Source organism: Nostocoides sp. (assembly GCF_037045025.1).
Classification (GTDB): Bacteria; Actinomycetota; Actinomycetes; order Actinomycetales; family Dermatophilaceae; genus Nostocoides_A.
Genome location: NZ_JBAOHM010000016.1, coordinates 70,410 through 96,693 on the forward strand (window position 1 = coordinate 70,410; position 26,284 = coordinate 96,693).

The following is a 26,284-nucleotide window of genomic DNA, read 5'->3' on the forward strand; positions in this document are numbered from 1 at the left end:
ACTCCTCCGCTTGTAAGTAGGTACTTGTGAACGTCAGTTGTGCACCGCGCGGAGCCCGCCGTCGCGGGGGTCGAGCACCCTCGGTGCGTTGGCACTCACGGGTCGAGAGTGCCAACGAGAAATCTATGCCGCGATTAGCACTCGGTCAACTTGAGTGCTAGTCGGTGAATTGCGGTTGCGCCCGCACACGCGCGTCGGGGAGGCTGGCCGATCGTGACGGGTGTCGACTCGGGGGCCTTGCTGGCGGCATACGACGAGCAACTGCGTCGCGACGCGGAGTTGGTCAGCGCTATCGAGCGCGTCGAGCGCGGCCCGCTGCTGTTGGGGACCTATCGCCGCGGGCGAGGGTTCATCACCTATCGCGACCTGACCGGCGTGCCCGCGGACGGCATGGACGCGCTGGTCGCCGGGGCGCTCGAGCATTACCGCGCCGATCCGGCGGTCCGCCGGGTCGAGTGGAAGACCCGCGGTCACGACCAGGCGCCCGGGTTGCACGAGGCGCTGCTGCGGCACGGCTTCGTCCCGCACGCGCCGGAGTCGGTCATGGTCGGCGAGGCCCGGCTGCTTGCGGTCGATGTGGCTGCGCCCGTCGAGGTGACGATCCGGCAGGTCACCGCGACCGCCGATGTCGACCGAATGCTCGCGATGCAGGCGGAGGTCTTTGGGGACTCCCCCGAGTTCGCCGCGGAGATCGCCGAGCAGGTCCACCACCGGTTGGCCACGCGTGACGACATGGAGATGTGGGTGGCCGAGGCCGCCGGTGAGGTTGTCAGCGCCGGGCGGCTGGAGCCGGTGGCCGGCACCGAGTTCGCCGGGATCTGGGGCGGCGCGACTCGTCCCCACTGGCGCGGCCGCGGCATCTATCGCGCGCTGACCGCCGCGCGCGCCCGCTCGGCAATCGCGCACGGCAAGCGCCTTATCCACTCCGACTCCACCGAGTTCTCCCGCCCGATCCTGGAGCGCTCCGGGCTGGTCAAGGTCACGACGACCACGCCGTATGAATGGCGCCGCCCGTCCCGCTAAGGCGCTCGCCGGTTGCGCGAGAGAATGCCGCCGTGGCCGATGCGCTCTTTGGCGATGAGGAGTATGCCGATCGCCTCGCGCGCACCCAGGCGCTGCTGCGCGAGCACGGGCTGGACGCGCTGATCGTCACCGACCCGGCGAACACCTACTACCTGACCGGGTATGCCGCGCACTCCTTCAATGTGCCCCAGGCCCTGGTCGTGCCCGTGGCGGGCGAACTCCTGTTGGCCGTGCGGGAGATCGATGCCGCCAGCGCCTGGCAGACCACCAGCCTGGCTGAACATCACGTCCTTGGATACCCGGAAAGTTATGTGCAGCAAGCAGACTCCCATCCGATGGAGTGGATCGCCGAGCGGGTCCGGGACCGGCTGGACCCGGCCGCGGTCGTTGGCGTGGAGAGTGACTCGCCGTACCACCCGGTGCGGGCGCACCGGGCGCTGGTCGCCGGCCTCGGGGGCGGCGTGGAAGTCCTCGAGATCCCTCGGCTCGTCACCTGGGTGCGCGCGGTGAAGTCGGCGGCCGAGATAGCGATCATGCGGACGGCCGCGCGAATCACCGAGCAGGCCGTCGCCGTGGCGCAGGACGTCATCCGTCCCGGCGTGCGGCAATGCGATGCTGCGGCGCTGATCTATGCCGAGTTGATCCGCGGCGTTCCCGCCGCCGGGGGCGACGACGACCGCATGCGGGGTGCCGGAGGTGACTACCCCGCGATCCCGCCGCTGCTGCTCGCGGGGCGCAACGCGGCATACCCGCATGTGGCATGGTCGGACGAGCCCTTCGGCGAGGGCGCCGTCGCGCTGGAACTCTCGGGTGCGCGCCACCGCTATCACGCTCCGGTCGCCCGGACGCTGCACCTCGGCCCGCCGCCGCGCGAACTCGCCCGGCTCGCGGACATCACCGGCGAGGGACTCGGCCGAGGTCATCGCCCCGGCACGGGCTGGCCAAGAGCAGCCGGGTCGGCTATCCGGTGGGGATCGGCTTCCCGCCCGACTGGGGCGAGCAGACGATGAACTCTAAACGGGGCTGAGTCGCGCACATCGGCGCGACTCGCCGATACTGCAGGAGTGGATCTGGCGGCGGTGGCCTGGCTGACCTCGCCCGCGGGCGAGCGCATGCTGACCCACCTTGGTGCGTATGCCGATTCGGACGCCATCGCGCTCGTCACCCGGTTGCGCCGGGATGGCTTGAGCGCCGAGCAGGCCGCCGCCGTGGTGACCCAGCAGGAGTTGCGCACCCGGGCCCGGGCGAAGTTCGCGGAGCAGGCGGCCGGCATGCTGTTCACCCCCGAAGGCTTGGAGCAGGCAACCCGGGCCGAGGTGGCGGCGGTGCATGCGGCGAGGTTCATGGCGGCGGGGGTGGAGCGCGTACACGATCTCGGCTGCGGCATCGGGGCGGACGCGCGGGCCTTCGCCGCGGCCGGCCTGGCGGTCGCCGCGATCGACGCCGACCCGGTGACCGCCGCGGTCGCAGCCGCCAATCTGCGCCCGTGGCCGGCGGCGCGGGCCGAGGTGGGGCGGGTCGAGGATGCCCACCTCGAGGTCACGGGAAGCGGCGCCTGGCTCGACCCCGGTCGGCGGGAGAGCGGCATCCGGGATGCACGCGGGCGGGCGCGCCGGGTCACCGGGCTGGCGCAGTTGCGCCCGAGCTGGGAGCAGGTGTGTGCCGTGGCCGCGCGGCTTCCGGCGACCGGGGCCAAGCTGGCACCAGCGTTCCCGCACAACGAGATTCCCCCAAGCGCAGAGGCGCAGTGGGTGTCCTGGTCGGGCGATCTCGTCGAGTGCGCGATCTGGTATTGGCCGCTCGCGGCCACACCCGGGCGCACCGCGCTGATCCTGCGTCCGGACCGGCCGGCGGTGACCGTGACCCAGGCCGACGCGCCCGAGCCATCGCCGGCGCTGTCCGGCCTCGCCGGCCTCGGGCCCTGGCTCTACGAGGTCGACAAGGCGATCGTCCAGGCGCGGCTGACCGCCGCGGTGACCACGGCGACGGACGGGAGCGAGCTGGAAGCCGGGGTCGGCTACGTGAGCGGCCACGCGGCATACGACATCGGCGCGGCGCGCCGCTATCGGGTGGTCGACGCGATGCCGCACAAACCCGCGCGGCTGCGAATGTGGTTGCGCGAGCGCGGGATCACCGGCGTGACGATCAAGCAGCGCGGCGCCGGGGTGGAGGAGGGGGAGTTGCGGCGGCAGCTGCGGGTCGGGCGCGGCGCGGGCAACGGGGCGCAGGCCGTCGTCGTCCTGACGCCGGTCGCCGGGGCGCTGGCGGCGATCGTCGTCGAGCCGGCGTGAGCTTCAGCCGCCGTTCATCGCATCGCGCCAGTCCAGCCAGGGCTGCACAAACCCGATGTCGTATGCCGGTCCCCCGGCCCCCATGCTGAACAGCCGGGCGCCGAGGTCGTAGAGCGGGGCGCCCTCGATCTCCGGGGCTTCGGGCTGGCGGCCGTCGCGGCCGCGGCCACCGACACCGACCGAGATCTCGATGTCGCCGACGTCACGGCCTTCGCGTTCGCAGTGTTCGCGGAGCACGTCGAGTTTGTGGGCGAGCGCCTCGCCCTGTTCGAAGCTGTGCCAGATGTCGGCGTGCCGGGCGACCAGCCGCAACGTCTTCTTCTCCCCGCCGCCGCCGATGAGGACCGGAACGTGCCGGGTCGGGGGCGGGTTGAGCTTGTCCAAGCGCTCCTCGATGAGCGGCAGCGCGGCGGCGAAGTCGTCCAGCCGGCTGCCTGCCGTCCCGAAGGGATAGCCGTACTCGGCGTAGTCGCGCTCGAACCAGCCGGCGCCGAGGCCGAGGATCAGCCGGCCGGCGCTGATGTGGTCGATGGTCCGGGCCATGTCGGCGAGCAGCTGGGGGTTGCGGTAGGAGTTGCAGGTCACCAGGGCGCCGATCTCGACCCGGCTGGTCTGCTCGGCCCAGGCGGCCAGGACCGTCCAGCATTCGAAATGCTTGCCGTCGGGGTCGCCATTGAGCGGGAAGAAGTGGTCCCAGGTGAACAGGACGTCGACGCCCATCTCCTCGGCGGCAGCCACGGCCTCACGGAGCGCGCCGTAGTCGGCGTGTTGCGGTTGCAGTTGCAGCCCGATCCGGACCGGCCCAGCGGCCGCGGTCACAGGCCCAGCCACTCGCGCCAGCCGCCGTTAAGGACCAGCCACGCGATCAGGCCATACCCCGCCTGCCCCGGGTGCTCGGGGATGCGGGCCGCGGCCAGGTCGGATTCCCACTGGTCGTGGCCGAGCAGCGGGCGGAAACAGTCGACGAAGTGCACGCCCCGACGGGAGCAGACATCGGCCTGGGCGTCGACGAAGGCTTCCAGCTGGGCATTGGCCGAGGCGCTGGAGGTCGGCGGCGGGCCGACGACGAAGGTCGCGATGCCCGTGCTGGCGGCGTCGTCGAGGATCGTGGCGAGGTTGAGCCGATGGCGCGCCACGCTCAGGCCACACCCGACATCGGCCCGGCCGGTCGAGACGATCACCCGGCGCTCCGTCCGACCGGCAAAACGTGGCGGGCACTCGGCGCGGAAGCGTTCCAGCACTTCGGCCGAGGTCGCCCCGCGGACCCCGAGGTTGTATGCCGTTAAGTCCAGGTCGTCGGACTGGCTGCGGGCCACCACCCGGGTGACCCAGCCCTGGCCCCGGGGGTCGCCGATCCCGGTGACCAGGGAGTCGCCGAGGAAGACGAGGCCGACGTCGCGGCGCGGAGGCGTGGTGGGGTCTGCAGTCACGGCCCACACATTATCCCGCGCCCGAATCCGATAAGAACACCCGCCGGGTGGCGGGCGCGGTCTGCGGCGGCCCGGTCAGCGGCGTCGCGGTCAGCGGCCTTGCGGTCAGCGACGTCCGCGCAGGCGGGCGTCGCGCTGGGCACCGGGATAAGTCACCGCATCGGCGCCGGCGACCGCGGCGGCGCGCATCGCCTCCTCCCGGGACGCGCCCGCAGCGAGGGCCGCGGCGAGCGCCCCGACGAAGGCGTCACCCGCGCCGGTCGTGTCGATCACGTCCGCGGGCGCCACCTCGACGGCGGGCACGACCTGCCCGTCCCAGACGGCGCCGTTGGCCCCCATCGTGACGAGCAGCGAGCCGGCGCCGGCACCGGAATCGGCGAGCCGCAGCGCCTCGTGCTCGTTGGCGACGATCGGATCGGCGAGCGCGAGCAGGGAGCTGGGCAGATCGGCATACGGGGCAATGTTGAGGACGACCCGGGCGCCGCGCTCGTGAGCGCGCTCGGCCGCCCACCGCACGGCGCTGAGGTCGATCTCGAGCTGGAGCACGACGACATCGCCGGCGTTAAGGTCGGGGAAGTGCTCGGGCCAGCCGTTGGCGACGCCCTGGTTGGCGAAGGGGACCACGACGATCGTGTTCTCCCGATCCTCGTCCACGGTGATGTATGCCGCTCCGGTCGGTTCGCTGCGGCTCGCCCAGACGTGGGTCACGTCGATGCCGCGCTCGGCGAGTCGGTGGCGGTATGCCGTGCCGAGGTCGTCCTCCCCGACACAGCCGACCATGAGCACGTCGGCGCCCGCCGCTGCCGCCGCGATCGCTTGGTTGGCGCCCTTGCCGCCGGCAAGCTCCTGGTGGGCGATCGCGAGGACGGTCTCGCCGGGCTTGGGGTGGCGCTCGACCCGGGCGATCTGGTCGACATTGATCGACCCGACGATGACGACCCGGCCCATCAGCGGCCGCCGCGGATCGTGTCGAGCCATAGGGCGGCATACCGCTCGGCGGCGATGTCGAGCGCGACGTCGACGACGACATCGGACTGGCCGTGCGGGTCGTGGGTCAGATCGCCGGACCAGTCGCGGTGGTCGACGACCGTGCGGCCGCGGGTATAGCGCCCGGCGAGTTCGACGCGCACCGGCAGCGGCGTGGTCCGCAGGCCCTCGGGATTGGCGACTGCGCACACCGCTCCGGCGTCGCCGATCGTTGCCGCGTCGGTGGCAAACCGGCGGCACTGGAAGGCGATCAGTTCACCGGCCAGGCCCGCCGGTCCGGCCGGGTCGGCGGCCATCAGCTCAGCGGCCTGCTCGCGGGTGATCCGCGGCCGATAGAAGACGTCCAGGCCATACATCGAGATCGGTATGCCGAGGTCGGCGCTCGCGTCGAGCACAATCGCCGCGGCCTCGGGGTCGTGGAAGACATTGAACTCGGCCGAGGCGGTCGCGTTGCCGGTCGCCGCCGAGCCTCCCATGAAGAGGATGCGCGCAATCCCTTGGGCGACATCGGGATAGGTGCGCAACAGGAGCGCGATATTGGTCATCGGGGCGAGCGGGATGAGCGTGATCCGCTCCCCCGCGGTTGCCGCTGCGCGCAGGGCGTCGCGCAGCAACTCCACGGCGTGGCGCGGGTCCGGCCGTCGCGTCGACGGCGTCCGGCCGAGGTCACCCATCCCGTCGGCGCCGTGGACGTGCCGCGCGTCCACCGGGTCCTCCAGCAGCGGCCGGTCGGCGCCGGCGGCGACCGGCACCTCGGTGCGGCCGAGGATGTCGAGCACGGTCAGCGTGTTGCGCACGACGTCGGGCAGGGGCGCGTTGCCGCCCACGCAGGTCACCGCGCGCAGGTCGAGGCCGTGGTGGCGGGCCGCGAACAGAATCGCGCAGGCGTCGTCCACGCCAGTGTCGACGTCGAGGATCACGGGAATGCGGGTCGGCACAGCGGCAAGCCTAGTGAGGGGCTGCCGGCGTTCCGGCCTAAGGTGAGCGCGTGAGAAGCCAGCGCCCTGCGGTCGGCCGAGGTGGTGTCGGACTGGTTGGTGTCGGACGGGTTGGTGTCGGGGCGGTTGCCGCGCTCGCCCTGCTGAGTGCGTGCACGCCGACCAGCGGACGCCCCTCGATGAGCAGCCCGAAGTCTCCGGCCTCGTCCGCCGGCGGGCGATCGGTTGGTCCGACGCCGGGAGGCAGCACGGCCTCCTCGAGCAGCCCGGCGGCGGCCTCCAGCGCGCCCACCTCGTCCGCGGATGCTCCTGCCGCCTGTGTCGCCGACCTGGCCGACGGTCTCAGCGCCGCCGAGCGAGCCGGTCAGCTGCTCATGGTCGCGGTGACTCCCGCCGAGGGACTCGGGGGCGTGACCGGGCAGATCGCCGCCAGGTCGGTCGGCGGGGTGATCTACCTCGGGGGTTGGTCCGCGGGCGCGGCGCAGATCGCGGCGACCTCGCGCCGGTTGCAGGCGGCCGTCGACGGCGAGGTGGAGTTGTTCGTTGCCGCCGACCAGGAGGGCGGGCAGGTTCAGCAGTTGACCGGGCCGGGCTTTTCCTCGATTCCGGCCGCGACCGAGCAAGGCGGTTGGCCGGCCGCCGACCTGATCCGGGCAGCCTCCGGCTGGGCGCGCGAGCTCGCCGCCGCGGGCGTGAACGTCGACCTCGCGCCCGTCGCCGACACGGTCCCGGCCGACATCGGGACCGCCAACGCCCCGATCGGCGCACATCGCCGCGAGTTCGGGTCCACTCCAAAGGCGGTCGCGCCTGCGGTCGAGGCCGTTGTCGCGGGGATGCACGAGGGTGGCGTGGCGACGACCGTCAAGCACTTCCCGGGCATCGGCCGGATCCGGGGAAACACCGACAATACGGCTGGCGGCATCACCGATTCCGTTGCCACCGAGTCCGATCCCAATCTCGAGCCGTTCGCCGCGGGGATAGCTGCCGGGGTCGACTTCGTGATGGTTTCGACCGCGCGATATCCGCGGATCGACCCGGAGAATCAGGCGATCTTCTCCCGCGCGATCGTCACCGACCTGTTGCGCGGCCGGCTCGGCTGGGAGGGCGTCGTGATCACCGACGACGTGGGCGCCGCGCGGTCGGTCGCCGCCATTCCCGTCGGCGATCGGGCAACCCGATTCGTTGCCGCCGGCGGCGACATCGTCCTCACCGCCCGCGCGAGCGACATACCGACAATGCAGCAGGCGCTCGTGGCTCGCGCGGCCGGCGACCCTGCGTTCGCCGATCAGGTCGATGCCGCCGTGCTCCGCGTGCTCACCCTGAAGACCGCCCGCGGCCTGACCTCCTGCCCCCGCCCCCGCTGACAACCCGCTGAGAAACCCGCCGAGGCGTGATAGGGGAGGTTTTCCACAGGTTCGTCCGGGCAGCCCTGACAGTTCTCCACAGGCGGGGGAGGTCGCGCTTCACGCACGCCACGCTCGTCGAGACTAGTTACAGGACCGGCTCTTCCTGCGGGCGGGTCATCGCGGTGTCGTTCAATCACGAGCGGTCGTACGTCACGCGGACGGTTGGTCCGGCTCGGCGATGGAGACCTCGTTGCGCTGGGTTGGGGTGGCCGGAGGCTTGCCGCCGCCCACCTGCCAATACCCGGTGACGATCGGCAACACGACCTTCTTTGTAGATCTCGCCTGGAAACTCAACCCCGGCATGGGCTCTGGCGAGGACCAGATCGTGATCGGCGAGGAGTACGACGGCCGAGAGAAGTATGCCGATGACAACGATCCGCTGGCGCCTCTCATGGCTGAGAAGGCCCGCGAAGACGCCCTTCGCGCCGTGGGCGTGCGCCTGCGCCGACGCGTCGCCGAAGACCTCCGCGACCCCGGCCTGCTGTTTGCCGACATGCAGCGCCGCTTCCCGGAATCGGTCAGGCGGCGGATCCGGCCGGTTCCCGGCCTCTACGTGCCCCGCGATTTCGGCGACATGACCACTGCGGCTGACCAAGCACGCTGAGGTCTGGTCTTTTTGCTGAGGTCGTACTACCGGTAGTACGACCTCAGCGAAAACACCAGACCTCAGCCGATTTGGTCGGGGACGTGGGCCAGGGTGACGGGGAGGGAGGAGTCGGCGGGCAGGTCGAGCCCCGAGGGGGATCGGCCCTTGGCGACCAGTTGGGCGCCGAGGGCGGCGACCATCGCGCCGTTGTCGGTGCACAGCGCGGGGCGCGGGACGCGCAGCCGGATGCCGGCAGCGTCGGCGCGGTCCTGGGCGAGGGCACGCAGCCGGGAGTTGGCCGCCACGCCGCCGCCGATCTGCAGATCGGCCACGCCATGCTCCTTCGCGGCACGAATCGCCTTGCGGGTCAACACATCGACGACGGCTTCCTGGAAGGAGGCGGCGACGTCGGCGACGGGCACATCCCGCCCCGCCTGGCGCTCGGCCTCCACCCACCGGGCAACCGCGGTCTTGAGCCCCGAGAACGAGAAGTCGAATCGGTGCCGCTCCAGATCGCGGCCGGTCGTTAACCCCCGCGGGAAGTCGATCGTGATCTGTCCCTCGCGTGCAGCCCGATCGATGTGTGGGCCACCCGGGAACGGCAGCCCCAGGACGCGGGCGACCTTGTCGAAGGCCTCACCGGCGGCGTCGTCGATCGTCGCACCCAGCGGGCGCACGTCGTCGGTCACGTCGGGCACGAGCAGCAGCGACGAATGCCCGCCCGAAACAAGCAGTGCCAGAACGGGTTCAGGAAGTGGCCCGTGCTCGACGATGTCGACGGCGACGTGCGCGGCCAGATGATTGACCCCATAGAGCGGTATGCCGAGGGCGAGCGTCAGCGCCTTCGCCGCGGCCACGCCGACCATCAGCGTTCCGGCAAGACCCGGCCCGCAGGTCACCGCGATCGCGTCGAGGTCGCCGAGCGCGACGTTCGCCCCGGTCAGGGCCCGCTCCAGCGTCGGGATCATCGCCTCGACGTGGGCCCGGCTCGCCACCTCGGGGACGACGCCACCGAAGCGGGCGTGCTCATCGACGCTGCTCGCGATCGCGTCGACGAGCAACTTCTCGCCGCGCACGACCCCCACCCCGGTCTCGTCACACGACGTCTCGATGCCGAGCACGAGCGGCTCCTCGCTCACGTCGCATCACCACCCTTGTCTGCCAACAGCTTCCGCATCACAACGGCGTCGACATCGCCGGGTTGATAGTAGCGGCGCCGCGTCGACAGGACGTCGAAGCCGCTGGAGCGGTAGAGCTCGAGCGCCGCGGCATTGTCGGCGCGCACTTCCAGCAGCAGCGCCGCGGCACCTCGCGCCCGGGCACGGTGCTCGATCTCGGCGAGCAGCAGCCGGCCCAGCCCGCGCCCGCGGGCAGCGCTGGTGACGGCGATCGTCATCAGATCGCTCACCTCGCCGCCATGATCGGCTCCCGCATAGCCGAGCAGCGCGCCGCCGGGGTCGACCGCGATGACATAGTCGCGGCGCGGACGAGCGGCAAGTTCGCCCCACCAACTCGCCGGGGACCACGCGTCGTCGGGGAATAGCTCCGCCTCGGCCGCGGCAACGGCGGGAATGTCCGGCCAGCAGAGCGCGCGGACCGCTGCGACACCACCGGACCCGGCAGAGGGCGGAACGGCATCCAGCGCACCCGTTTTCAGCGCACCCGATGTCGGCGCATCAGATTCCGGCGCCACCGATTCCTGCGAAACCGGCGTCATCGGATTCACCTCGACTCCGTCGGCGGATCACCTGCGAGCGCTGCACGCGCCGACGTTCCGCGCCCCCGTGCCCTGCGTGCGGCAGGCAGCAGCGTCGTCTTGGGCGCGCTGGGCTCGCGCACGTCCGGGCGCCGCAGATACAGCGGGGTCACCGGCAGTGACTCGCCGGCAGCCAACCGACGCCGGGCGAGCGCGGCCAGGCTCGCCGCGGCGACCTCGGCTGGGCCGACCGGCGGGCCGAACACCTCGGCATACAGCTGGCCGCCGCGCCCGACCACGGGCAGGCGGCGCAGCCGGTCGGGCAGGTGCGCGGGTTTGTCCACGGCGGGCCCCTCGAGGCGCACCGGCAGGCCGTCGGCATCGAGCCGGTAACTCGCCCAGTAGACCTCCTTGCGCCGGGCGTCCGTGGCGACGACGAACTCCGGCGCATCATCCACAGGCGCGTCGTCGCGACTCGCGGCCTCGGCGGGGGTGGACGACGCGGCGCGGCCGGCGGCGGCATACGACTCGGCGAGGGCATCGAGGGAGCACACGCCGTGCACCGGCACGCCGAGGGCATAGCCCAGGGTCGTCGCGGTGACCACCCCCACGCGCAGCCCGGTGAACGGTCCCGGGCCGGTCCCGACGACGATCCCGGACAGTGCGGAAAACGCCAAACCTGACTGCTGCACAACGGCTTCGATCGCCGGCGCGAGAACCTCGGCGTGCCGCAGCGCGTCGTGGACCGCGGTCTGGGCAAGGACCGCGCTGTCGCGCACAACCGCGACGGCGACCGCGGCGGTCGCGGTGTCGATCGCCAGCAACACCTCATCGGGAGAGCGGCTCACGACCGGTCCCGGCCCGACGCGCCGCCGCCCGCCACGAGCGCCTCCAGGGCAGCGCGCACAGCCGGCGCGGCCCACCGCTCACCGACGGCATCGATCCGCACCCGCCGGCATTCGGTCACCGGATCGGCTTCCAGCACGACGAGCAGATGGCTGTCGGCGAGGTCCTCGGCCAGCCCCTCGCCCCATTCGACGACGGTCACGGATTGCTCGAGGGTGGCGTCGAGGTCCATGTCGTCCAGCTCGGCGATCGAGCCGAGCCGATAGGCGTCGACGTGCACGAGAGCGGGACCATCCCCGAGCGGAGGGTGGACCCGGGCGATGACAAAGGTCGGGGACGTGACGTCGCCACGCACCCGCAAACCGGCACCGATCCCCTGGGTCAGTGTTGTCTTGCCGGCACCCAAATCCCCCGCCAGGACAACGAGATCACCGGCGCGACACACCGTCGCCAACGCGCGGCCAAAGCCGGCCGTCTCGGCGGCGGTGCGCAACTCCCCCGGCCCGAAGCAGCGGCCAGTCACGGCTGCGATTCCTCCGCGCGCGACTTCCTGGCGCCGCGCCGCGCCCGGCCGCCCGCGATTTCGGCGACGACGTGCCGCCGGCGCAGGTCGGTCACCCGCTCGCGTTTGCGCGGCGTCGACACGGTCTCGCGCACGCTCTCGCCGGCCCGGTCGAGGAAGGAGAGCAGGTGCAGGTTGACCAGGCTCGGATGCTCGAGCATGACCAAGTGGCCGGCGTCGGTGACGAGCAGATGCTCGGCGCCCGGCAACGCGGCGACGATCGCGGCGCTGTCCTCGGGGGGCGTCATGACGTCCTCCTCGCCGTTGACCACGAGCACCGGCATACCGGCGAACGCCTCGAGGGCAGCGGTCTTGTCGTGCTTCTCCAGCGAGCCGAGGAAGGCGCCCACGACCTGCAGGTCGGTCCCCATCAGCATGTCCGCACAGAACCGCACGGTCTCCTCCGAGACGGGAGAGGAAAACGAAAAGCGTTCGACAAAAAGGGATTCCACATCCCGCGCCATCCCCCGCGCCCGCTGCCACAGCCCCCGTTGAGCCGACAGCCCGACCAGAACGCGCGGTCCATAGCGATGCAAAACGCCGCCAAGCACCGCACCGAAGCCGGTCGTGACCAGCCCCTTGCCTCCGGCGCTCGTCGCCACGAGCGCGGTCGCGCAGACCCGCTCGGCGACCAGCTCGGGCCGCTCGAGAGCAAGCGCCATGATCGTCATGCCGCCCATCGAGTGACCGACGAGCGCGATCGGCCCCGTCGGGCAGGTGCGCTCGATGACTGCCGCGAGATCGAGGCCGAGCTGGTCGACGGTGCTGTTGTCGGGATTGCCATGCCCGGACTGCCCATGACCACGCTGATCCCACAGGACGCAGCGATACCCGGCCGCAACCAACGCCCGACGCTGGTGGATCCACGACGCGGCAGTGAGGCAGTAGCCGTGGGAGAAGATGACGCTCGGCCGGCTGTCGTGGCCCTCCGGCTCGTCGATCTCGACGTGCAACTCGACGCCATCGCTCGTCCGCACCGTCTCGACGCGATCGGCCGCCCAGCTGAACGGCTTTTCGTCCTGCACCTCGATGGCGTCGATGCCGTCCAAGGCCCGCCGCTTGCTCGACGCCGCACGCACCGCGGCAGTCGCAGCGCCGGCCACACCGACAACGGCCGCGACTCCCAGCGAGCGCACGACGGTGGTCCGCATCCGGGGCATCAGGCCCCCGCCAGATAGACGCGCGGCAGCCGCGGCCCCATCCGGGTGACGATCTCGTAGCTGATCGTCCCGGTGGCCCGGGCCCAGTCCTCCGCGGTCGGTTCCCCCGCGTGCGCCCGGCCGATCACCACGACTTCCTCCCCCGCCCGCTCGCTCGCTTCGGGCCCGAGATCGAGGACGAACTGGTCCATGCACACCCGGCCCGCAATCGGCAGCCGGCGCCCGGCCACAAGAACCTCACCGACGTTGGTGCCGGCCCGCGGGATCCCGTCGGCATAGCCGAGCGGGACCAACCCCACCGTCGTGTCGTATGCCGTGTGGTAGGTATGCCCGTAGCTCACCCCGGCCCCGGCGGGAGCCGCCTTGACCAGCGCCAGCCGCGCGATCACGCGCATGGCCTCCCGCAGGCCGAGCTGCGCGCTGGTTTGCAGGTCGGGAATCGGCGACAACCCGTAGACGGCCAGCCCCGGTCGGACCAGGTCGTAGTGCGCCGACGGATTGGTCAGCGTCGCAGCCGAATTCGCCAGGTGCCGGCGCACGTCGGTGATGCCGGCACGGGCCAGTTCGGCGACCGCGTCCTCGAAGACGCGCTGCTGGGAGCGGACGGTCGGGTGGTCGGGAGCATCGGCATACGCAAAGTGCGACCAGACGCCGACGATCTCGACCGAGCGCTCGGCGTGGGCCCGCGCCGCGGCGGCGATCAGCTCGCCCCAGCCCGTCCCGAGCGCGCCTCCTCGGGTCAGCCCGGTGTCGACCTTGAGGTGGATCCGGGCGCTCGTCCCCCGCCGTCGGGCGGCGGCAATGATCGCATCGAGCGCCCACGGGGCGGCGACGCCGAGGTCGATGCCGGCGAGGATTGCGGCGTCGAAGTCGGCGCCGGGAACATAGAGCCAAGTGAGCATCGGGGCGGTGATGCCGGCGGCGCGCACGTGCAGCGCTTCGGCGAGCTGGGCCACGCCGAGCCAGGTGGCGCCCCCCGCGAGGGCGGCCCGGGCGCTGGGCAGGGCCCCGTGCCCGTAGGCATCGGCCTTGACCACGGCCATGAGTTCGGCGTCCCCAGCGCGACGCCTCAGCTCGCGGACATTGTCGCGGATCGCGTCCAGGTCGATCTCGACATAGCCGGATGCCCCGGCTGGGGCCTCGGACTCGGGCTCGAGCGAGGGCGGCGTGGGGGCGGACGGTTCGGTCATGTCGAACGCCAGTTTAGGCGCTGGCGGCACGGCCGCTGGACTCACCGGACGGATGAGCGCGCAGGGCGGCCAGGCGCACCCGATAGGTGCGCCGCCGGGCGGCCAGCAGCTCCCGGTGAGCGCCGGGCTGCGCGACCGGCTCCACCGCGCCGCCGCCGCCCAGGTCGGCGACGGAGCGGGCACCGGTCGCGACCGCCAGGCCGGTCAAGGCGGCTCCCCGCCCCGATGCGCTGGGCACCTCGACGGCGGCCAGCTGGGCGTCGAGCGCGTCGGCGAGCAACTGCCGAAAGCGCGGGTCGGTGGTCCCCCCGCCGGCGATCCGCAGCTCCCGCCCGGACGGAGGTATGCCGGGCAGCGCGTCCAGGCCGTCGGCCGCGGCGAACGCGACGCCTTCGAGCGCGGCATACAGCAGTGCCTCGCGGTCGTGGCGGGCATCCAAACCGGTCCACGCGCCGCGCATCGAGGTGTCAAGATAGGGGGTGCGCTCGCCGACGAGGTGGGGCAGGAAGACCGGGTCGTCGGCCGCCGGCTCGCGCCCGGCCGCGGCATACAGTTGCGCCCAGTCGACGCCGAGGACGCCGATCACCCACGCGAGGGTCTGCCCGCCGGTCAGGCCGGCCGCCATCGCATACCAATCGCCGGGACCGGCCGCGCGATACAAATGGCTGACCGGATCGCCCAGGGCGGCAACCGTTTCCGGGGTGGGCGCCGCCACCGGTGTGACGATCTGCACCCCGGTGCCGATCGTCAGCTGGACGGCGCCAACCTCGGTGAGCCCGCTGCCCAGCAACGCCGCAGCCGTGTCGGCTGCCCCCGCGGCCACCGGGATTCCTTGCGGCAGAACAAGATCTGCGGCGGCATCGGCGCGCAGCTCCCCCGCGTGGGCGAGTGAGTTGGGATGGATGGGCGCCAACAGCTCAGCGCGTATGCCGAGGGCGGCCGCTGTCGGCGCGCTCCAGTCCTCCTCGAGCACGTCATAGAGCAGCGTCGCCGAGGCATCGCTCGCCTCCGCGGCGACGGCGCCGGTCAGCCGGGCACGGATCCAGTCCTTGGGCGCGATCGCGGCGCTCGCGGCGGCGACCGTCGCCGGCTCGTGCCGGTGCAGCCAACCGAGGATCGGCCCGGCCATGCCGGGGCTGAGCGGGTTGGCCAGCCGGGAGCGCAGCGCCGGCTCGAGGCCCCGGTAGACGTCCAGTTCGTCGCCGGCGCGGGCGTCGGCCCACAAGATCGCCGGCCGGACCGGTTCGCCGGCCGCGGTGACCAGGACGACCCCATGCATCTGCCCGGACAACCCGATTCCGGTGATCTGCGGCTCGCCGGCCGCGGCGCGGGCCCAGGCGGCGGCCTGACGCACCGCTGCCCACCACTCCTGGGGATCGGTCTCGGCCCAGCCCGGATGCGGCCGGTGCACCGGGTAGGCCGCGCCGGCCTGCCCCAGCACCTGCCCGGTATCGACATCGAGCACCACGACCTTGACCGAGGAGGTGCCGAGATCGATTCCCAGGGCCGCACGTCGCGTCATGCGCCTATCCTGCCCGGCTGCGGACGGGCGCGGCCATCGGGGCGGGGCGCAGCCGGTGGGCGAAGACGAGGCGGGACTGCACGGCATACGAGACGAAGAAGAGCGTGCCCTCGGTGACCAGTTTGGCGAGCAGCAGCGAGGCGCCGAGACCGACGACGAGCAGGTGCATCAGCGCCAAGTTGGCGGCGAGGATCGCCAGGACAAGGGCGGCATAGCGCCGCCCCGACCGGCGCTCGCCGCGGCCGAAGACGAACTGGCGGTTGGTCAGATAGTTCACCCCCGCGCTGGTCGCCCGGGCACCGACGACCGAGGCCAGCAGGCTGCCGGTGAGGGCGTGCAGCCCGAACAGCGCGGCATAGTCGACCCCCGCGGCGAACGCCGAGGAGGCACCAAACCGCAGCAGCGGCGCATAGACCCGCGCCGAGTCCTGCACCGGCCGGAAGTGCGAGGAGGCGTTCCCGTCGAGATAAACGGTTGCGATCGGCACCTCCACGACCGGGATCTGCGCCTGCCGCGCGCGCAACAACAGCTCCAGCTCGTATTCGAAGCGTTCGCCGGGGACCTCTATCAGCCACTCGATGAGGTCGGGCGGATAACCGCGCAATCCGGTCTGGGTGTCGGTCAGGTCCATGCCGGTGGTGAGGAAGAACAGCCGCCGGGTGATGCCGTTGCCGGCCCGCGACCGCAGCGGGACCGTGCCGGTGAACTGCCTGGCTCCCAAGACCATCACCCGGTCGTGCCCCTGCACGCGCTCGGCGACGGCGAGGATGTCGGGGACCGTGTGCTGACCGTCGGAGTCCGCGCAGACGAGCGGCTCACCCGGCCACAGGCTCGCGGCATAGGCGAAGCCGGTCTTGAGGGCTCGTCCCTTGCCGCGGTTGACCTCATGCCGGATGACGACGGCGCCCGCGCGGGCCGCCTCGTCAAACAGCATCCGGTATGCCGCTCCGCTCCCGTCGTCGACGACCAGCACGTTCAACTCGGTTGCAGCGGAACGGATCTGGCGCACAAGCGCAACGAGACGCTCGTCCGGTTCGTATGCCGGGATGAGGACGATCATGGCTGGCTCACTCGGATGTGGTTCATGGCACGAGGCTGAGCCCCGGTGCTGTGACCGGCCTGTCAGGTCACCGTGGCGCCGTGATGAGGCCGTCCTGAGCAGCGGATCCGCAGTTCAAAGCCGAGGCCGCAGGCAGGCACAGCGGACACACAGGGTGGGACGGATGAATGGTCACCGATCACGAACCACGCGGTTCCCGTTCCCCGATCCGGTCCCTTCGTCACCTGGAGCAGTCATGGCAGCCCTCAGCGTCTATGCGGCCAATCTCGTCGCGATCCTCGTCCTCGTCTTCGGCCTGTACTTCCCGCGGCATCGCCGCCGCGACCTGGTTGTCGCCTACCTCGGCGTCAACGTCGGTGTCATGGCGGTCGCCTCGGCGCTACTCGACAGTGCGGTCAGCGCCGGCCTCGGGCTCGGGCTCTTTGGCGTGTTGTCGATCATCCGGCTGCGCTCGGACGAACTCGCCCAACACGAGGTCGCCTACTACTTCAGCGCGCTGTCGCTCGGACTGCTCAGCGGCCTGTCGGTCGGCCCCGTGTGGCTGCCCGCGATCCTCATGGCGGTGATTGTCGCGGTCATGTGGGCCGGCGACCACCCCCGCCTGCTCAGCGGCTACCGCCGGCAAATCATGGTGTTGGACAGGGCATTCGACAACGAGCACGCCCTGCATGCCCATCTGGAACAACGGCTGGGCGCCGCCGTGCACGGGCTGACGGTCCTCAAGGTCGACCACGTCAACGACTCGACGACCGTTGAGGTCCGCTATGAGGTGCCGGCGCAGTTGCCCACCCAGGTCCGGCCCGAGGCCGAGGTGCTCCGGTGACCGTTGCCATGGACCGGGCCGCCCGTGCCGTGGACCCGCTCGAACCGATCGGGCTGGAGGAGTTGATCGCCCGCGCCGGACTGCTGACCCGAGTCGACCGCAAGTACGCCGTCACCGGAGCCGACCTCGAGATGGTCCTCGAACTCGCCCCCGACGGGACCCGCGTGCTCGATATCGCGGGCGAGCGGTCCTTCGACTACGCGAGCACCTATCTCGATACCCCCGACCTGGACACCTTCCACGGCGCCGCCCACCGGCGGCGGCGCCGCTTCAAGGTGCGCACTCGCACCTACCTTTCCTCCGGAGAGGAGTACCTAGAGGTCAAGACCCGCTCCGGGGCGGCGACGGTCAAGAGCCGGCTTGCCGGGCGGCATACGGACGGCGGCCGGTTGACGGCCACGGGCGCGGACTTCGTCGGCTCCACGCTGTTGCACGCCGGCATCGATCCAGGCCCGGTCGAGCGGCTGGGCCCGGTGCTGACCACCGAATACCGCCGCACGACACTGCTGCTCGCCGATCAGGCCAGCCGCGTGACCGTCGACACCGGCCTGCGCTGGCACGCCCTGACCGGCGGGCACGCGCTCGGGCTGCCCGAATTGGGCATCATCGAGACCAAGTCCGCCGGCCGGGTCAGCGAGATGGATCGGCTGCTGTGGTCGCTGGGGATCCGCCCGGCGCGGATCAGCAAATTCGCGACCGGGCTCGCCGCACTGCATAGCGACCTCCCCCGCAATCGCTGGACGCGCACGCTCCGGCGGCACTTCTGAGCACATTGGTCAGGACACGGCGGTCCGGAGCCCGGCTCAGCCGACGCGCAGCACCGCGGCGACCGTGCCGGGAATCGCGGCCGCCACACCGCTCGCCCGCACCGGGCCCCCCGGATTGGCCCGGTTGGCCGCCAGACCATGAACGAGCGCGCCCAGCGCACCGGCCGTGGACAGGTCGAGCCCGGCGGCCACGAGCGTGCCGAGCAGCCCGGACAAGACGTCACCGGCACCGGCGGTTGCCAGCCACGCGGGCGCGCTGGCCTGCGCATGGGTCAGGTCGGAACCGGGAGAGACGACGATCGTCGTCGATCCCTTGAGCAGCACCGTCGCGCCGGTCAGGCCGGCGAGTTCTCGCGCATGTTGCACCGGCCGCGAGGTCACCTCGGCGCGGGCGATCTCGCGGCGCGGCGCAGGTCGGCGCAGCCGTGTGAGCAGACGCGCACATTCCCCAGCGTGTGGCGTCAACAAGGTTGGCGCGGAGCGCTTTCCATTGACGAGGTCGAGACCACCGGCGTCGATGACAACGGGCGTGTCACCGGCGAGGACCTCCCGCGCCACATCGAGTTGCGCCTTGGCGCCCCGGTGTCGCGCGGCGACATCCAAACCCGGGCCGATCACCCACGCCTGCACCTGCCCGGGCCCGTGCACCGCCTCGGGCACCGCGGACCGCACGAGCGCGGCCGGTGTCGGTGTGCCGACATAACGGACCATCCCGGCCCCGGCAGCCACCGCCGCACTCACGGCGAGCAGGGCTGCGCCGCTGTAGTTCTCGCCGCCGGCGACGATCCCGAGGACGCCTCGGGAATACTTGTCGTCGCTGGGCTTCGGCACCGGCCAAAGCGCGGCCACATCACCGGGGTCGAGTCGGCGCACGACGGGATCGGCGGCGGCCGAGGCAGGGTCGATGCCGATGTCGATGATCGTGAGCAAACCGCACGCCGGCTCGGTCGCGGGCAGGAGGTGGACCGGCTTGGCAAGCGAAAAGGTCACGGTCTCGTCGGCCCAGACCCCCAGCGCATCGGCAACCTCTCCAGCGGGATCTTGCCCCGAGGGCAGGTCCACCGCGATGACATAGGCGTCGTCGGGGATGGCGGCGACCCACGGCTGCGCGAACTCGGGCAGCCCGGGTCGGCCACCGATTCCGACGATGCCGTCCAGGACGACGTCTGCGCGCTCGATGACGGCGCTCGCCGCGTCGACCGGGCTGTCGTCTCGCACCGGCTTCATGACCACCCCGGCTTGAAGCGCCGCGCGGAGTGCACCGGCCTGCACCGCGTCCGCCAAATAGACAGCGGCACAGTCAAATCCGCGCATCGCCAACCGAGCGGCGGCATACAGGGCATCGCCCCCGTTGTTGCCGGGACCGACAAGAGCGGCAACGGAGCGCCCGGGCCGGTCGCGCAGTCGAGCCCGCGCCACCTTGACCAGTCCGTCCACGGCGCGATCCATCAGCTCGCCGTCGGCGAGGGGTGCCATGGTGAGCCTCTCGGCGGCATACACGGCAGCGATCGGATAGGCGTCGATCATGGTGCCTCCCCTTCACAGACGACGACGGCCGAGGCGATCCCGGCGTCATGGGACAGGGACAAGTGAACCGTGCGGATACCGAGTTCCGCGACTCGTTCGGCGACCGTCCCGGCATACTTCAGGTGAGGTCGGCGATCCGCGCCGCTGACCACTTCGGCGTCCTGCCAGTTGAGCCCGACGGGCGCGCCGATGGCCTTCGCCAGCGCCTCCTTGGCCGCGAACCTCGCCGCGAGCGAATTCAGCGACAGCGTTCGTTCGGCCGGGGTGAACAGCCGTTCCAGCAGCCGCGGGGTGCGCTCGAGGCTCTCGCCGAAGCGTGCGACGTCGACGACATCGATCCCAACTCCGACGATCACGCTGGCCTCATTCGACGGTGACGCTCTTGGCGAGATTGCGTGGCTGGTCGACGTCCAGCCCCTTGGCCGAGGACAGCTGCAGGGCAAAGACTTGCAGCGGAACGATGGCGAGGAGGGGCGACAGCAGCGGCAATGCCGCCGGGATCCGGATCACCTCGTCGGCGAACGGCTCGACCTCGGTGTCGTCCTCGTCGGCGATGACGATCGTGCGAGCACCACGGGCGCGGATCTCTTGGATGTTGGACACGACCTTGTCGTGCAGCCCGTGCGGCTCGTCCGGGGAGGGCACGACGATGAACACCGGCTGCCCGGGCTCGATGAGCGCGATCGGACCGTGTTTCAACTCGCCGGCGGCGAACCCCTCGGCGTGGATATAGGCCAGCTCCTTGAGCTTGAGCGCGCCCTCCAAGGCCACCGGGAAGCCGACATTGCGCCCGAGGAAGAGGACCGAGCGGGTGTCGGCCATGAACCGGGCGATCTCCTTGACCCGGTCCATGCGGCGCAACAGCTCGGCGATCTTGGGCGGCATCTCCTGCAACTGCTTCATCACCGTGCGCGCCTCCTCGGCCTGCGGTCCACCGCGCAGCTGGGTCAGATAGAGACCGAGGATGTAGGCCGCGGTGATCTGCGCGAGGAAGGCCTTGGTCGAGGCAACAGCTATCTCCGGGCCGGCGTGGGTATAGAGGATCGCGTCGGATTCGCGCGGGATCGTCGAACCGTGCGTATTGCAGATCGACAGCGTGAGGGCGCCGAGGGAGCGGGCGTGCCGCACGGCCATTAGCGTGTCCATTGTCTCGCCCGACTGGCTGATCGACACGACAAGCGTGCGGTCGCTGATGATCGGGTCGCAATAGCGGAACTCGTGGGCGAGCGCGACCTCTACCGGGATACGCGCCCACGTCTCGATCGCATATTTCGCGACCATGCCCGCGTATGCCGCTGTGCCGCAAGCGATGATCGTGATCCGTTCGACTGCTTCCAGCTGTTCCTCGGTGATCTGCATCTCGTCGAGAACCAGTCGGTCCTGCTCGTCGAAGCGGCCGAGCAGCGTGTCGGCAACGGCATGCGGCTGCTCGTTGATCTCCTTCTCCATGAATGTCACATAGCCGCCCTTCTCGGCGGCACTGGCGTCCCACGCCACCTCGAAGTGCTTCCCTTCGGCGGCGGCTCCGTCGAATCCGATCACGGCATACGAGTCGGGGGTGATCGTGACGATCTGGTCCTGGCCGAGCTCGAGCGCCTGGCGGGTGTGCCCGATAAAGGCGGCGACGTCGGAACCAAGGAAGTTCTCGCCGTCGCCGAGGCCGACGACGAGCGGGCTGTTGCGGCGGGCGCCGACCACAACCCCGGGCTGATCGGCGTGCACCGCCAGCAGGGTGAAGGCGCCCTGGAGCCGCTGGACCGCCGCAACCATCGCCGCGGTCAGGTCGCCGGAGGCGTCAAACTCCCGGCCGACCAGTTTGGCGGCCACCTCGGTGTCGGTGTCGGAGGCGAAATCCATTCCGTCAGCGAGGAGTTCGCGTTTGAGGACGTGGAAGTTCTCGATGATCCCGTTGTGGATGAGCGCGAGCCGGTCGCCGGCCCCACCACGATGGGGATGGGCGTTGGCGTCGGTCGGGCCGCCGTGGGTGGCCCAGCGGGTGTGCCCGATCCCGGTCCGCGAGGGCGGGAGCGGGTTCGCGCGCAGGGAGGCGCGCAGGTTCTCCAGCTTGCCGGCCCGTTTGTCGGCGGCGATCCCATCGTCGGTGACCAACGCCACACCGGCCGAGTCATAGCCGCGGTATTCCAACCGAGCCAGCCCCTGCAGGACCACCTCCAGCGCCCTGTCGCCGGTGGTGGGGCCGACATAGCCGACGATTCCGCACATGCGCTCCAGCGTAGGTGCTCAGCCAGATTCCGGCTCGGACCTCGCTCGATCGCGCGGCGGCGTGGTGAACAATGGGCGGCGTGCCCGTGTCACCGACGCCACCGCTGGCGATGGTTTCGCCCTATGTCGAATTTGCCCGCGAGGAGTGGGCCCGGCTGCGCGCCAATCATCCACTGACCCTGGGGCCGGCCGATATCCAACGGCTGGCCGGTCTCGGCGAGCGGATCGACACCGCCGAGGTCGAGGAGATCTATCTGCCGCTGTCCCGGTTACTCGCCTACTACATCGCCGGGGCGACCCGATTGCACGGCATTACCGGCCAGTTCCTCGGGGAGAAGCCCACCAAGACCCCGTTCGTCATCGGCGTCGCCGGCTCGGTTGCCGTCGGCAAGTCCACGACCTCCCGGCTGCTGCGCGAGATGCTCCGCCGCTGGCCGGAGTCACCTCGCGTCGACCTGTTGACCACCGATGGATTCCTGCTGCCCAACGCAGAGCTGGAAGCGCGGGGCCTGTTGCACCGCAAGGGTTTCCCCGACTCCTACGACCGGGCGAGCTTGCTGCGCTTCCTCACCGAGGTCAAGTCGGGAGTCGCCCGGGTCGAGGCGCCGGTCTATTCGCACCTGACCTATGACATCGTCCCGGGCGAGTCGATCGTCGTGAACCACCCGGACGTGCTGATCGTCGAGGGGCTGAACGTGCTCCAGGCCCCCCTGCCCGACGCCACCGGCCTCTCCAGCCTCGCGGTCAGCGACTTCTTCGACTTCTCCGTCTTCGTCGATGCCGACCTGGTTAACATCCGGCGCTGGTATGTCGAACGCTTCCTGCGGTTGCGGCAGACGGCATTCGCCAACCCCGACTCCTATTTCCGCCGGTATGCCGCGCTCTCCGACACCGAGGCCCGCGCCACCGCCGCCGACATCTGGCGGCGGATCAACGAACCCAACCTGATCCAGAACATCCAGCCGACCCGCGGCCGGGCCACCCTGGTGCTCACCAAGGACGCACACCATCGGGTCGAGCGCATCGGTTTGCGCAAACTGTGACGCATCACGCATGGGTCGACGAACCCATGGCGGCGCGAGTCACTTACCACTATCGTCCGAATGACAGGGGTTGGTTGTATTCGGGGAAGGGTGTGGCCGGCGTGGCCAAGAAGCGGCGGGTGCTCGCGATCGGTGCTCATCCGGACGACATCGAGCTGGGGTGCGGTGGCGCTCTGGCCCGGCACATCGGCTCCGGAGACGAGGTGACGATGCTTGTCGTCACCAGGGGCGAACAGGGCCCCGGTGAGACGCATCTGCGCGAGTCCGAGCAAGAGCGGGCCGCCGAGACGCTCGGGGTGGACCGGCTGCTTTGGGGAGAAGGGTTCCTCGACTGCCGGGTCTCCTTGCAGGAACTCGAGCTGGTTCACCTGATCGAGCGAGTGCTCAACGAGACCCAGGCGACGATCGTCTATACGCACACGATCGAGGACAGTCACCAAGACCACCGGGCGGTCGCTCAATGCACCCTCGGCGCGGCCCGGCAGGTATCGACCATCATGACCTACGGCGGGCCGTCCGCGCTGGGATTCAGCCCCACGGCATACGTCGACGTCTCCGACACTCTCGAGAAAAAGGTCGACGCCCTCATGTGCCATGCCTCCCAGGCGGCAGCGAGCCTGACGATCAGTGTGTCCTGGGTGCGCAGCTCGGCCGAACACTACGGCTTCTTGTGCCGGCGCACGTTCGCCGAGGGATTCGGCTCGGCCCGACTGGTTTTGGACATCTGAGGACACCATGACGAGCTTCCTCATCATCGGTGCCGGGGCGACCGGACTCGGCGCGGCCGTCCGTCTGACCGAACTCGGCGTGGACTATGTCCTGGTCGAGGCCGGCGAGCACGTCGGCGGCATGTCGGCGTCGATCACCGACCCGGGCGGCTTCACCTGGGACCTCGGCGGGCACGTCATCCACAGCCATTTCCCCGAATTCGACCAGGCCGTCGCCGACGCCGGCGTGCAGCTGAATGCGGTCACCCGCAACGGGTGGGTGTGGCTCGAGGGCACCGGGCCGGAAGCGTTGGTGCCCACGCCCATCCAGCAGCAACTCGATGAGTTGCCGACCGACCTGCTCCCCGACGCCCCGATCGCCAACCTCGCCGACTACTACCGCAACCACTTCGGCGAGCGGCTCTACCGGAGCTTCTTCGAGCCCTACAACCACAAGATGTGGACGACCCCGCTGGAGGAGATCGACGACAGCTGGACCTCGCTGCGCAGCGGCAGCGACGCCCGCAACGTCCCGCGGCTGGCTCTCGCCGGGACGATCGGCGCCGTCGAGTCGACCTTCCCCTATCCCGTCGGCGGAACCGGTGCCCTGTGGCGAGCGGTCGCGGAGAAGCTAACCCCGATGGACCGGATGCGGCTCGGCACACGCGTGGTCTCGCTCGACACGGCGCGACGCATCGCCAGCCTCGGCGACGGCACCACCCTCCCTTATGAGCACTGCATCACGAGCATCCCGACGACCACCGCCTTGGCCTGGGCCGGTCTGGGTGCCCGCAGCGCCGCCCTGCGCGCGAGCACGTTGTATGCCGTCGGGCTCGGCGTGCTCGGTGACCCACCGGAGCCGCTGGCCGACAAGAGCTGGCTCTACTGCCCTGACCGAGCCGTGTCGTGGTATCGCGCAACGATGCTGAGCAACTACGACCCCGGCAATTCCGGGCCCGGGCGCTGGAACGTCCTGTGCGAGGTGCCGGTCCTCGGCGGCTCACCCGTGTCGGGCGTGGCGGCCCTGGCCGGGGTGATCGACTCCCTCGGGAGGTTGGGTCTGGACGCCGCGCGGATCGTCAGCCGGTTCGTGCAGCGGATCGAGATGGGCTACCCCGTCCCGACCATCGGGCGTGACGACGTGCTGCGCGAAGTCGACGCCCACCTGACCACGCAGGGGATCTACAGCCGCGGCCGGTTCGGCGGCTGGCGCTATGAGTCCTCCAACCAGGACTACTGCTATCTGCAGGGCCGCCAGGCGGTCGACGCCGCGCTGCACGGTCACCCCGAGGACGTCTACTGGCATCCGGAACAGTTCTGACGCGCGCCTTTCGCCGGGGTGACCTGCCGCAGGCGAGGTATACGGCACCTCCTGCAGGACGGCGCAACTCGGCTCAGGCGGGGTGACCTGCAGCAGGTGAGGTATACGGCACGCCTCGCAGGACAGGCCAGCTCGGCTCAGGCGGGTTGGGCCAGGCGCTGGCGGTGGGCCTCGGCTACCTGAGCGAGGAAGGCGTCGGGGCACAGTCGTAGGCCGACGAGCGGGATGCGCAGGACGAGTCGGTTGCGCAGGGACACGGTGTTGGCACGCAGCGCGTCGTCGAGGGGCTGCAGCCCGGCGCAGTGCTGGGCGCCGTCAATTTCCACGACGAGGCCGCAGGCGAACTCGACGTCCAGATACAGGCGACCCTTGGGACCTCGAACCAGCTGTTGGCGGATCGGGTCGGGCAGGTCCCTTTCTCGGCACAGGCCCGCGAAATCCAGCTCGCCCAGCGAGTGGGCGCCGTCGGCGATATCGCGAATCAGCTGCTCCAACAAGGGATTGCGCGGGCACCAGGCGGCGTGTGCCCACTCCGCAACCAGCCGGACGGGGGTGGTGAGCCGTTGCTGCACGGGCAGGCACAACAGCAGCGCGGCTTGCCGGTCGCTCGTGGCGAGCTGGGCCGCCCGGATCATTGCGACCTCCACCTCGGTGCGCGGCACGCCACCTCGACGCGTTGGGGTAAGTCTGCGCCGGCGGCGCAACTGCACGCCCGAGACCTCCTGAGTGCGTGCCTTGACGGGCACGCTGATGTCGATCACGTCCGGCTCGAACCCAGTCATCTCGCTGGCCACCAAGCACGACGCGCCGTCGAGAAGGGCGGCGCCCGAACCGCTTTCCCATATGGCCTGCCACCACAGCCCGGCTCCACTCGGCTCGCGGGCGCCGACGCAGATCGTATGCCGCCCGGCCCGCGCCCAGCGCCCCGAGGCGATCTCGGTGCGCACCTCCCACCGGGAGATGCCTTCCGTGCGTAGCTGCCCACGGTGAACGACGCCGCCCTGCTCGGCGGCCAACCGTTCCGCCAGCTCTCGCCGCCACCTCCGGCGCGCAGCCGCTGCCCGACCCTTTCGGCCCCGGCCGGATGCCTGACCTTCGCGACCCTGCCCGCATGCTTGACCTTCGCGACCCTGCTCGGTTACCCCATTCTCACTTGCTGACATGGGCCCATGGTCG

The 26,284-nt window shown here is 70.9% G+C and carries 26 protein-coding genes; 10 read left to right on the plus strand and 16 right to left on the minus strand.

From position 1 onward, the window contains the following. The first annotated feature begins 213 nt into the window (after window positions 1-213). The 3 genes from V9G19_RS22840 to V9G19_RS22850 are packed head-to-tail and all read left to right on the plus strand — an operon-like array spanning window position 214 to window position 3,314. Window positions 214-1,023: a GNAT family N-acetyltransferase gene (locus V9G19_RS22840; RefSeq protein WP_462287691.1), complete on the plus strand. Its 810-nt coding sequence runs from the start codon at window positions 214-216 to the stop codon at window positions 1,021-1,023. Window positions 1,024-1,055: 32 nt separating this feature from the next. Then, window positions 1,056-2,033: a M24 family metallopeptidase gene (locus V9G19_RS22845; RefSeq protein ID WP_462287692.1), complete on the plus strand. Its 978-nt coding sequence runs from the start codon at window positions 1,056-1,058 to the stop codon at window positions 2,031-2,033. A 54-nt stretch (window positions 2,034-2,087) separates the two neighbouring features. Continuing rightward, window positions 2,088-3,314: a THUMP-like domain-containing protein gene (locus tag V9G19_RS22850; RefSeq protein WP_462287693.1), complete on the plus strand. Its 1,227-nt coding sequence runs from the start codon at window positions 2,088-2,090 to the stop codon at window positions 3,312-3,314. A gap of 3 nt (window positions 3,315-3,317) precedes the next feature. Here V9G19_RS22850 and V9G19_RS22855 read toward each other — a convergent pair whose 3' ends face one another. From V9G19_RS22855 to V9G19_RS22870, 4 genes are all read right to left on the minus strand, one after another. Then, window positions 3,318-4,133 (minus strand): LLM class F420-dependent oxidoreductase, encoded by an 816-nt coding sequence (locus tag V9G19_RS22855; protein ID WP_462287694.1) that lies wholly within the window; start codon window positions 4,131-4,133, stop codon window positions 3,318-3,320. After that, the gene (locus tag V9G19_RS22860; RefSeq protein ID WP_462287695.1) at window positions 4,130-4,744 is read right to left on the minus strand and encodes a GDSL-type esterase/lipase family protein; all 615 of its coding nucleotides are present in this window, start codon (window positions 4,742-4,744) and stop codon (window positions 4,130-4,132) included. The genes V9G19_RS22855 and V9G19_RS22860 overlap by 4 nt, the downstream gene beginning before the upstream one ends. Window positions 4,745-4,849: 105 nt before the next feature. Next, on the minus strand, window positions 4,850-5,722 hold the full coding sequence (locus tag V9G19_RS22865) for a ribokinase (protein WP_462287696.1): 873 nt from the start codon (window positions 5,720-5,722) through the stop codon (window positions 4,850-4,852). Beyond that, window positions 5,692-6,669: a nucleoside hydrolase gene (locus tag V9G19_RS22870; protein WP_462287697.1), complete on the minus strand. Its 978-nt coding sequence runs from the start codon at window positions 6,667-6,669 to the stop codon at window positions 5,692-5,694. The genes V9G19_RS22865 and V9G19_RS22870 overlap by 31 nt, the downstream gene beginning before the upstream one ends. 50 nt (window positions 6,670-6,719) lie before the next feature. On the opposite strand from V9G19_RS22870, the gene V9G19_RS22875 reads away from it, so the two are divergent. Together V9G19_RS22875 and V9G19_RS22880 are read left to right on the plus strand one after the other, a co-directional pair. Beyond that, on the plus strand, window positions 6,720-8,033 hold the full coding sequence (locus V9G19_RS22875; RefSeq protein ID WP_462287698.1) for a glycoside hydrolase family 3 N-terminal domain-containing protein: 1,314 nt from the start codon (window positions 6,720-6,722) through the stop codon (window positions 8,031-8,033). 286 nt (window positions 8,034-8,319) lie between these two features. Beyond that, window positions 8,320-8,679 carry a hypothetical protein gene (locus tag V9G19_RS22880; protein WP_462287699.1) on the plus strand — a complete coding sequence of 120 codons (360 nt, stop codon included), beginning with the start codon at window positions 8,320-8,322 and terminating at the stop codon, window positions 8,677-8,679. A 62-nt stretch (window positions 8,680-8,741) separates the two neighbouring features. Here the strand turns inward: V9G19_RS22880 and tsaD are convergent, their stop codons facing one another. The 8 genes from tsaD to V9G19_RS22920 are packed head-to-tail and all read right to left on the minus strand — an operon-like array spanning window position 8,742 to window position 16,697. Further along, window positions 8,742-9,800: a tRNA (adenosine(37)-N6)-threonylcarbamoyltransferase complex transferase subunit TsaD gene (gene tsaD / locus V9G19_RS22885; protein ID WP_462287700.1), complete on the minus strand. Its 1,059-nt coding sequence runs from the start codon at window positions 9,798-9,800 to the stop codon at window positions 8,742-8,744. After that, window positions 9,797-10,378: a ribosomal protein S18-alanine N-acetyltransferase gene (rimI, locus tag V9G19_RS22890; protein WP_462287701.1), complete on the minus strand. Its 582-nt coding sequence runs from the start codon at window positions 10,376-10,378 to the stop codon at window positions 9,797-9,799. Before rimI ends, tsaD begins: the two co-directional genes overlap by 4 nt. A gap of 5 nt (window positions 10,379-10,383) precedes the next feature. Next, complete coding sequence (tsaB, locus tag V9G19_RS22895; protein WP_462287702.1) at window positions 10,384-11,205, minus strand: tRNA (adenosine(37)-N6)-threonylcarbamoyltransferase complex dimerization subunit type 1 TsaB; 822 nt, start codon at window positions 11,203-11,205, stop codon at window positions 10,384-10,386. Then, window positions 11,202-11,726: a tRNA (adenosine(37)-N6)-threonylcarbamoyltransferase complex ATPase subunit type 1 TsaE gene (gene tsaE / locus V9G19_RS22900; RefSeq protein ID WP_462287703.1), complete on the minus strand. Its 525-nt coding sequence runs from the start codon at window positions 11,724-11,726 to the stop codon at window positions 11,202-11,204. The genes tsaB and tsaE overlap by 4 nt, the downstream gene beginning before the upstream one ends. Beyond that, window positions 11,723-12,916 carry an alpha/beta fold hydrolase gene (locus V9G19_RS22905; RefSeq protein WP_462287704.1) on the minus strand — a complete coding sequence of 398 codons (1,194 nt, stop codon included), beginning with the start codon at window positions 12,914-12,916 and terminating at the stop codon, window positions 11,723-11,725. Before V9G19_RS22905 ends, tsaE begins: the two co-directional genes overlap by 4 nt. 8 nt (window positions 12,917-12,924) lie before the next feature. Beyond that, a complete protein-coding gene (gene alr / locus V9G19_RS22910) occupies window positions 12,925-14,115 on the minus strand; it encodes an alanine racemase (RefSeq protein ID WP_462287705.1) in 1,191 nt (396 codons plus the stop codon). 13 nt (window positions 14,116-14,128) lie between these two features. Then, window positions 14,129-15,637 (minus strand): FGGY family carbohydrate kinase, encoded by a 1,509-nt coding sequence (locus V9G19_RS22915; protein ID WP_462287706.1) that lies wholly within the window; start codon window positions 15,635-15,637, stop codon window positions 14,129-14,131. Between the two features lie 4 nt (window positions 15,638-15,641). Continuing rightward, window positions 15,642-16,697: a glycosyltransferase gene (locus V9G19_RS22920; protein ID WP_462287707.1), complete on the minus strand. Its 1,056-nt coding sequence runs from the start codon at window positions 16,695-16,697 to the stop codon at window positions 15,642-15,644. Between the two features lie 235 nt (window positions 16,698-16,932). On the opposite strand from V9G19_RS22920, the gene V9G19_RS22925 reads away from it, so the two are divergent. Both V9G19_RS22925 and V9G19_RS22930 read left to right on the plus strand, forming a co-directional pair. Beyond that, the gene (locus V9G19_RS22925; RefSeq protein ID WP_462287708.1) at window positions 16,933-17,520 is read left to right on the plus strand and encodes a DUF4956 domain-containing protein; all 588 of its coding nucleotides are present in this window, start codon (window positions 16,933-16,935) and stop codon (window positions 17,518-17,520) included. Continuing rightward, the gene (locus V9G19_RS22930; RefSeq protein ID WP_462287709.1) at window positions 17,517-18,287 is read left to right on the plus strand and encodes a polyphosphate polymerase domain-containing protein; all 771 of its coding nucleotides are present in this window, start codon (window positions 17,517-17,519) and stop codon (window positions 18,285-18,287) included. Before V9G19_RS22925 ends, V9G19_RS22930 begins: the two co-directional genes overlap by 4 nt. Window positions 18,288-18,323: 36 nt before the next feature. Here V9G19_RS22930 and V9G19_RS22935 read toward each other — a convergent pair whose 3' ends face one another. Genes V9G19_RS22935 through glmS form a run of 3 tightly spaced genes read right to left on the minus strand, consistent with a single transcriptional unit; the run spans window position 18,324 to window position 22,037 of the window. After that, window positions 18,324-19,814: a bifunctional ADP-dependent NAD(P)H-hydrate dehydratase/NAD(P)H-hydrate epimerase gene (locus V9G19_RS22935; protein WP_462287710.1), complete on the minus strand. Its 1,491-nt coding sequence runs from the start codon at window positions 19,812-19,814 to the stop codon at window positions 18,324-18,326. Continuing rightward, entirely contained in the window at window positions 19,811-20,170 is a 360-nt protein-coding gene (locus tag V9G19_RS22940; protein ID WP_462287711.1) for a holo-ACP synthase, read from the minus strand. The genes V9G19_RS22935 and V9G19_RS22940 overlap by 4 nt, the downstream gene beginning before the upstream one ends. Before the next feature lie 7 nt (window positions 20,171-20,177). Then, window positions 20,178-22,037, minus strand: a complete 1,860-nt coding sequence (gene glmS / locus V9G19_RS22945; RefSeq protein ID WP_462287712.1) for a glutamine--fructose-6-phosphate transaminase (isomerizing) — start codon at window positions 22,035-22,037, stop codon at window positions 20,178-20,180. 110 nt (window positions 22,038-22,147) lie between these two features. Between glmS and coaA the strand changes: the two genes are divergently transcribed. The 3 genes from coaA (at window position 22,148) to V9G19_RS22960 (ending at window position 25,108) form a co-directional block, all read left to right on the plus strand. Beyond that, a complete protein-coding gene (gene coaA / locus V9G19_RS22950) occupies window positions 22,148-23,080 on the plus strand; it encodes a type I pantothenate kinase (RefSeq protein ID WP_462288101.1) in 933 nt (310 codons plus the stop codon). A 74-nt stretch (window positions 23,081-23,154) separates the two neighbouring features. Continuing rightward, entirely contained in the window at window positions 23,155-23,808 is a 654-nt protein-coding gene (locus V9G19_RS22955; protein ID WP_462287713.1) for a PIG-L deacetylase family protein, read from the plus strand. A 7-nt stretch (window positions 23,809-23,815) separates the two neighbouring features. Then, the gene (locus V9G19_RS22960) at window positions 23,816-25,108 is read left to right on the plus strand and encodes a protoporphyrinogen/coproporphyrinogen oxidase (RefSeq protein ID WP_462287714.1); all 1,293 of its coding nucleotides are present in this window, start codon (window positions 23,816-23,818) and stop codon (window positions 25,106-25,108) included. A 137-nt stretch (window positions 25,109-25,245) separates the two neighbouring features. On the opposite strand, the gene V9G19_RS22965 is transcribed toward V9G19_RS22960, so the two are convergent. Next, window positions 25,246-26,124, minus strand: coding sequence for a hypothetical protein (locus tag V9G19_RS22965; protein ID WP_462287715.1), 879 nt, complete (start codon window positions 26,122-26,124; stop codon window positions 25,246-25,248). Window positions 26,125-26,284 lie beyond the last annotated feature (160 nt).

Excerpts from the sequence above, each read along its gene's own strand:
- V9G19_RS22865 (WP_462287696.1), bottom strand. The coding sequence starts at position 5,722 with ATGGCTCGACACGATCCGCGGCGGCCGCTGATGGGCCGGGTCGTCATC.
- rimI (WP_462287701.1), bottom strand. The coding sequence starts at position 10,378 with ATGACGCCGGTTTCGCAGGAATCGGTGGCGCCGGAATCTGATGCGCCG.
- V9G19_RS22905 (WP_462287704.1), bottom strand. The coding sequence starts at position 12,916 with ATGCGGACCACCGTCGTGCGCTCGCTGGGAGTCGCGGCCGTTGTCGGT.
- alr (WP_462287705.1), bottom strand. The coding sequence starts at position 14,115 with ATGACCGAACCGTCCGCCCCCACGCCGCCCTCGCTCGAGCCCGAGTCC.
- V9G19_RS22915 (WP_462287706.1), bottom strand. The coding sequence starts at position 15,637 with ATGACGCGACGTGCGGCCCTGGGAATCGATCTCGGCACCTCCTCGGTC.
- V9G19_RS22920 (WP_462287707.1), bottom strand. The coding sequence starts at position 16,697 with ATGATCGTCCTCATCCCGGCATACGAACCGGACGAGCGTCTCGTTGCG.
- V9G19_RS22925 (WP_462287708.1), top strand. The coding sequence starts at position 16,933 with ATGGCAGCCCTCAGCGTCTATGCGGCCAATCTCGTCGCGATCCTCGTC.
- V9G19_RS22935 (WP_462287710.1), bottom strand. The coding sequence starts at position 19,814 with ATGATCGACGCCTATCCGATCGCTGCCGTGTATGCCGCCGAGAGGCTC.
- glmS (WP_462287712.1), bottom strand. The coding sequence starts at position 22,037 with ATGTGCGGAATCGTCGGCTATGTCGGCCCCACCACCGGCGACAGGGCG.
- coaA (WP_462288101.1), top strand. The coding sequence starts at position 22,148 with ATGGTTTCGCCCTATGTCGAATTTGCCCGCGAGGAGTGGGCCCGGCTG.
- V9G19_RS22960 (WP_462287714.1), top strand. The coding sequence starts at position 23,816 with ATGACGAGCTTCCTCATCATCGGTGCCGGGGCGACCGGACTCGGCGCG.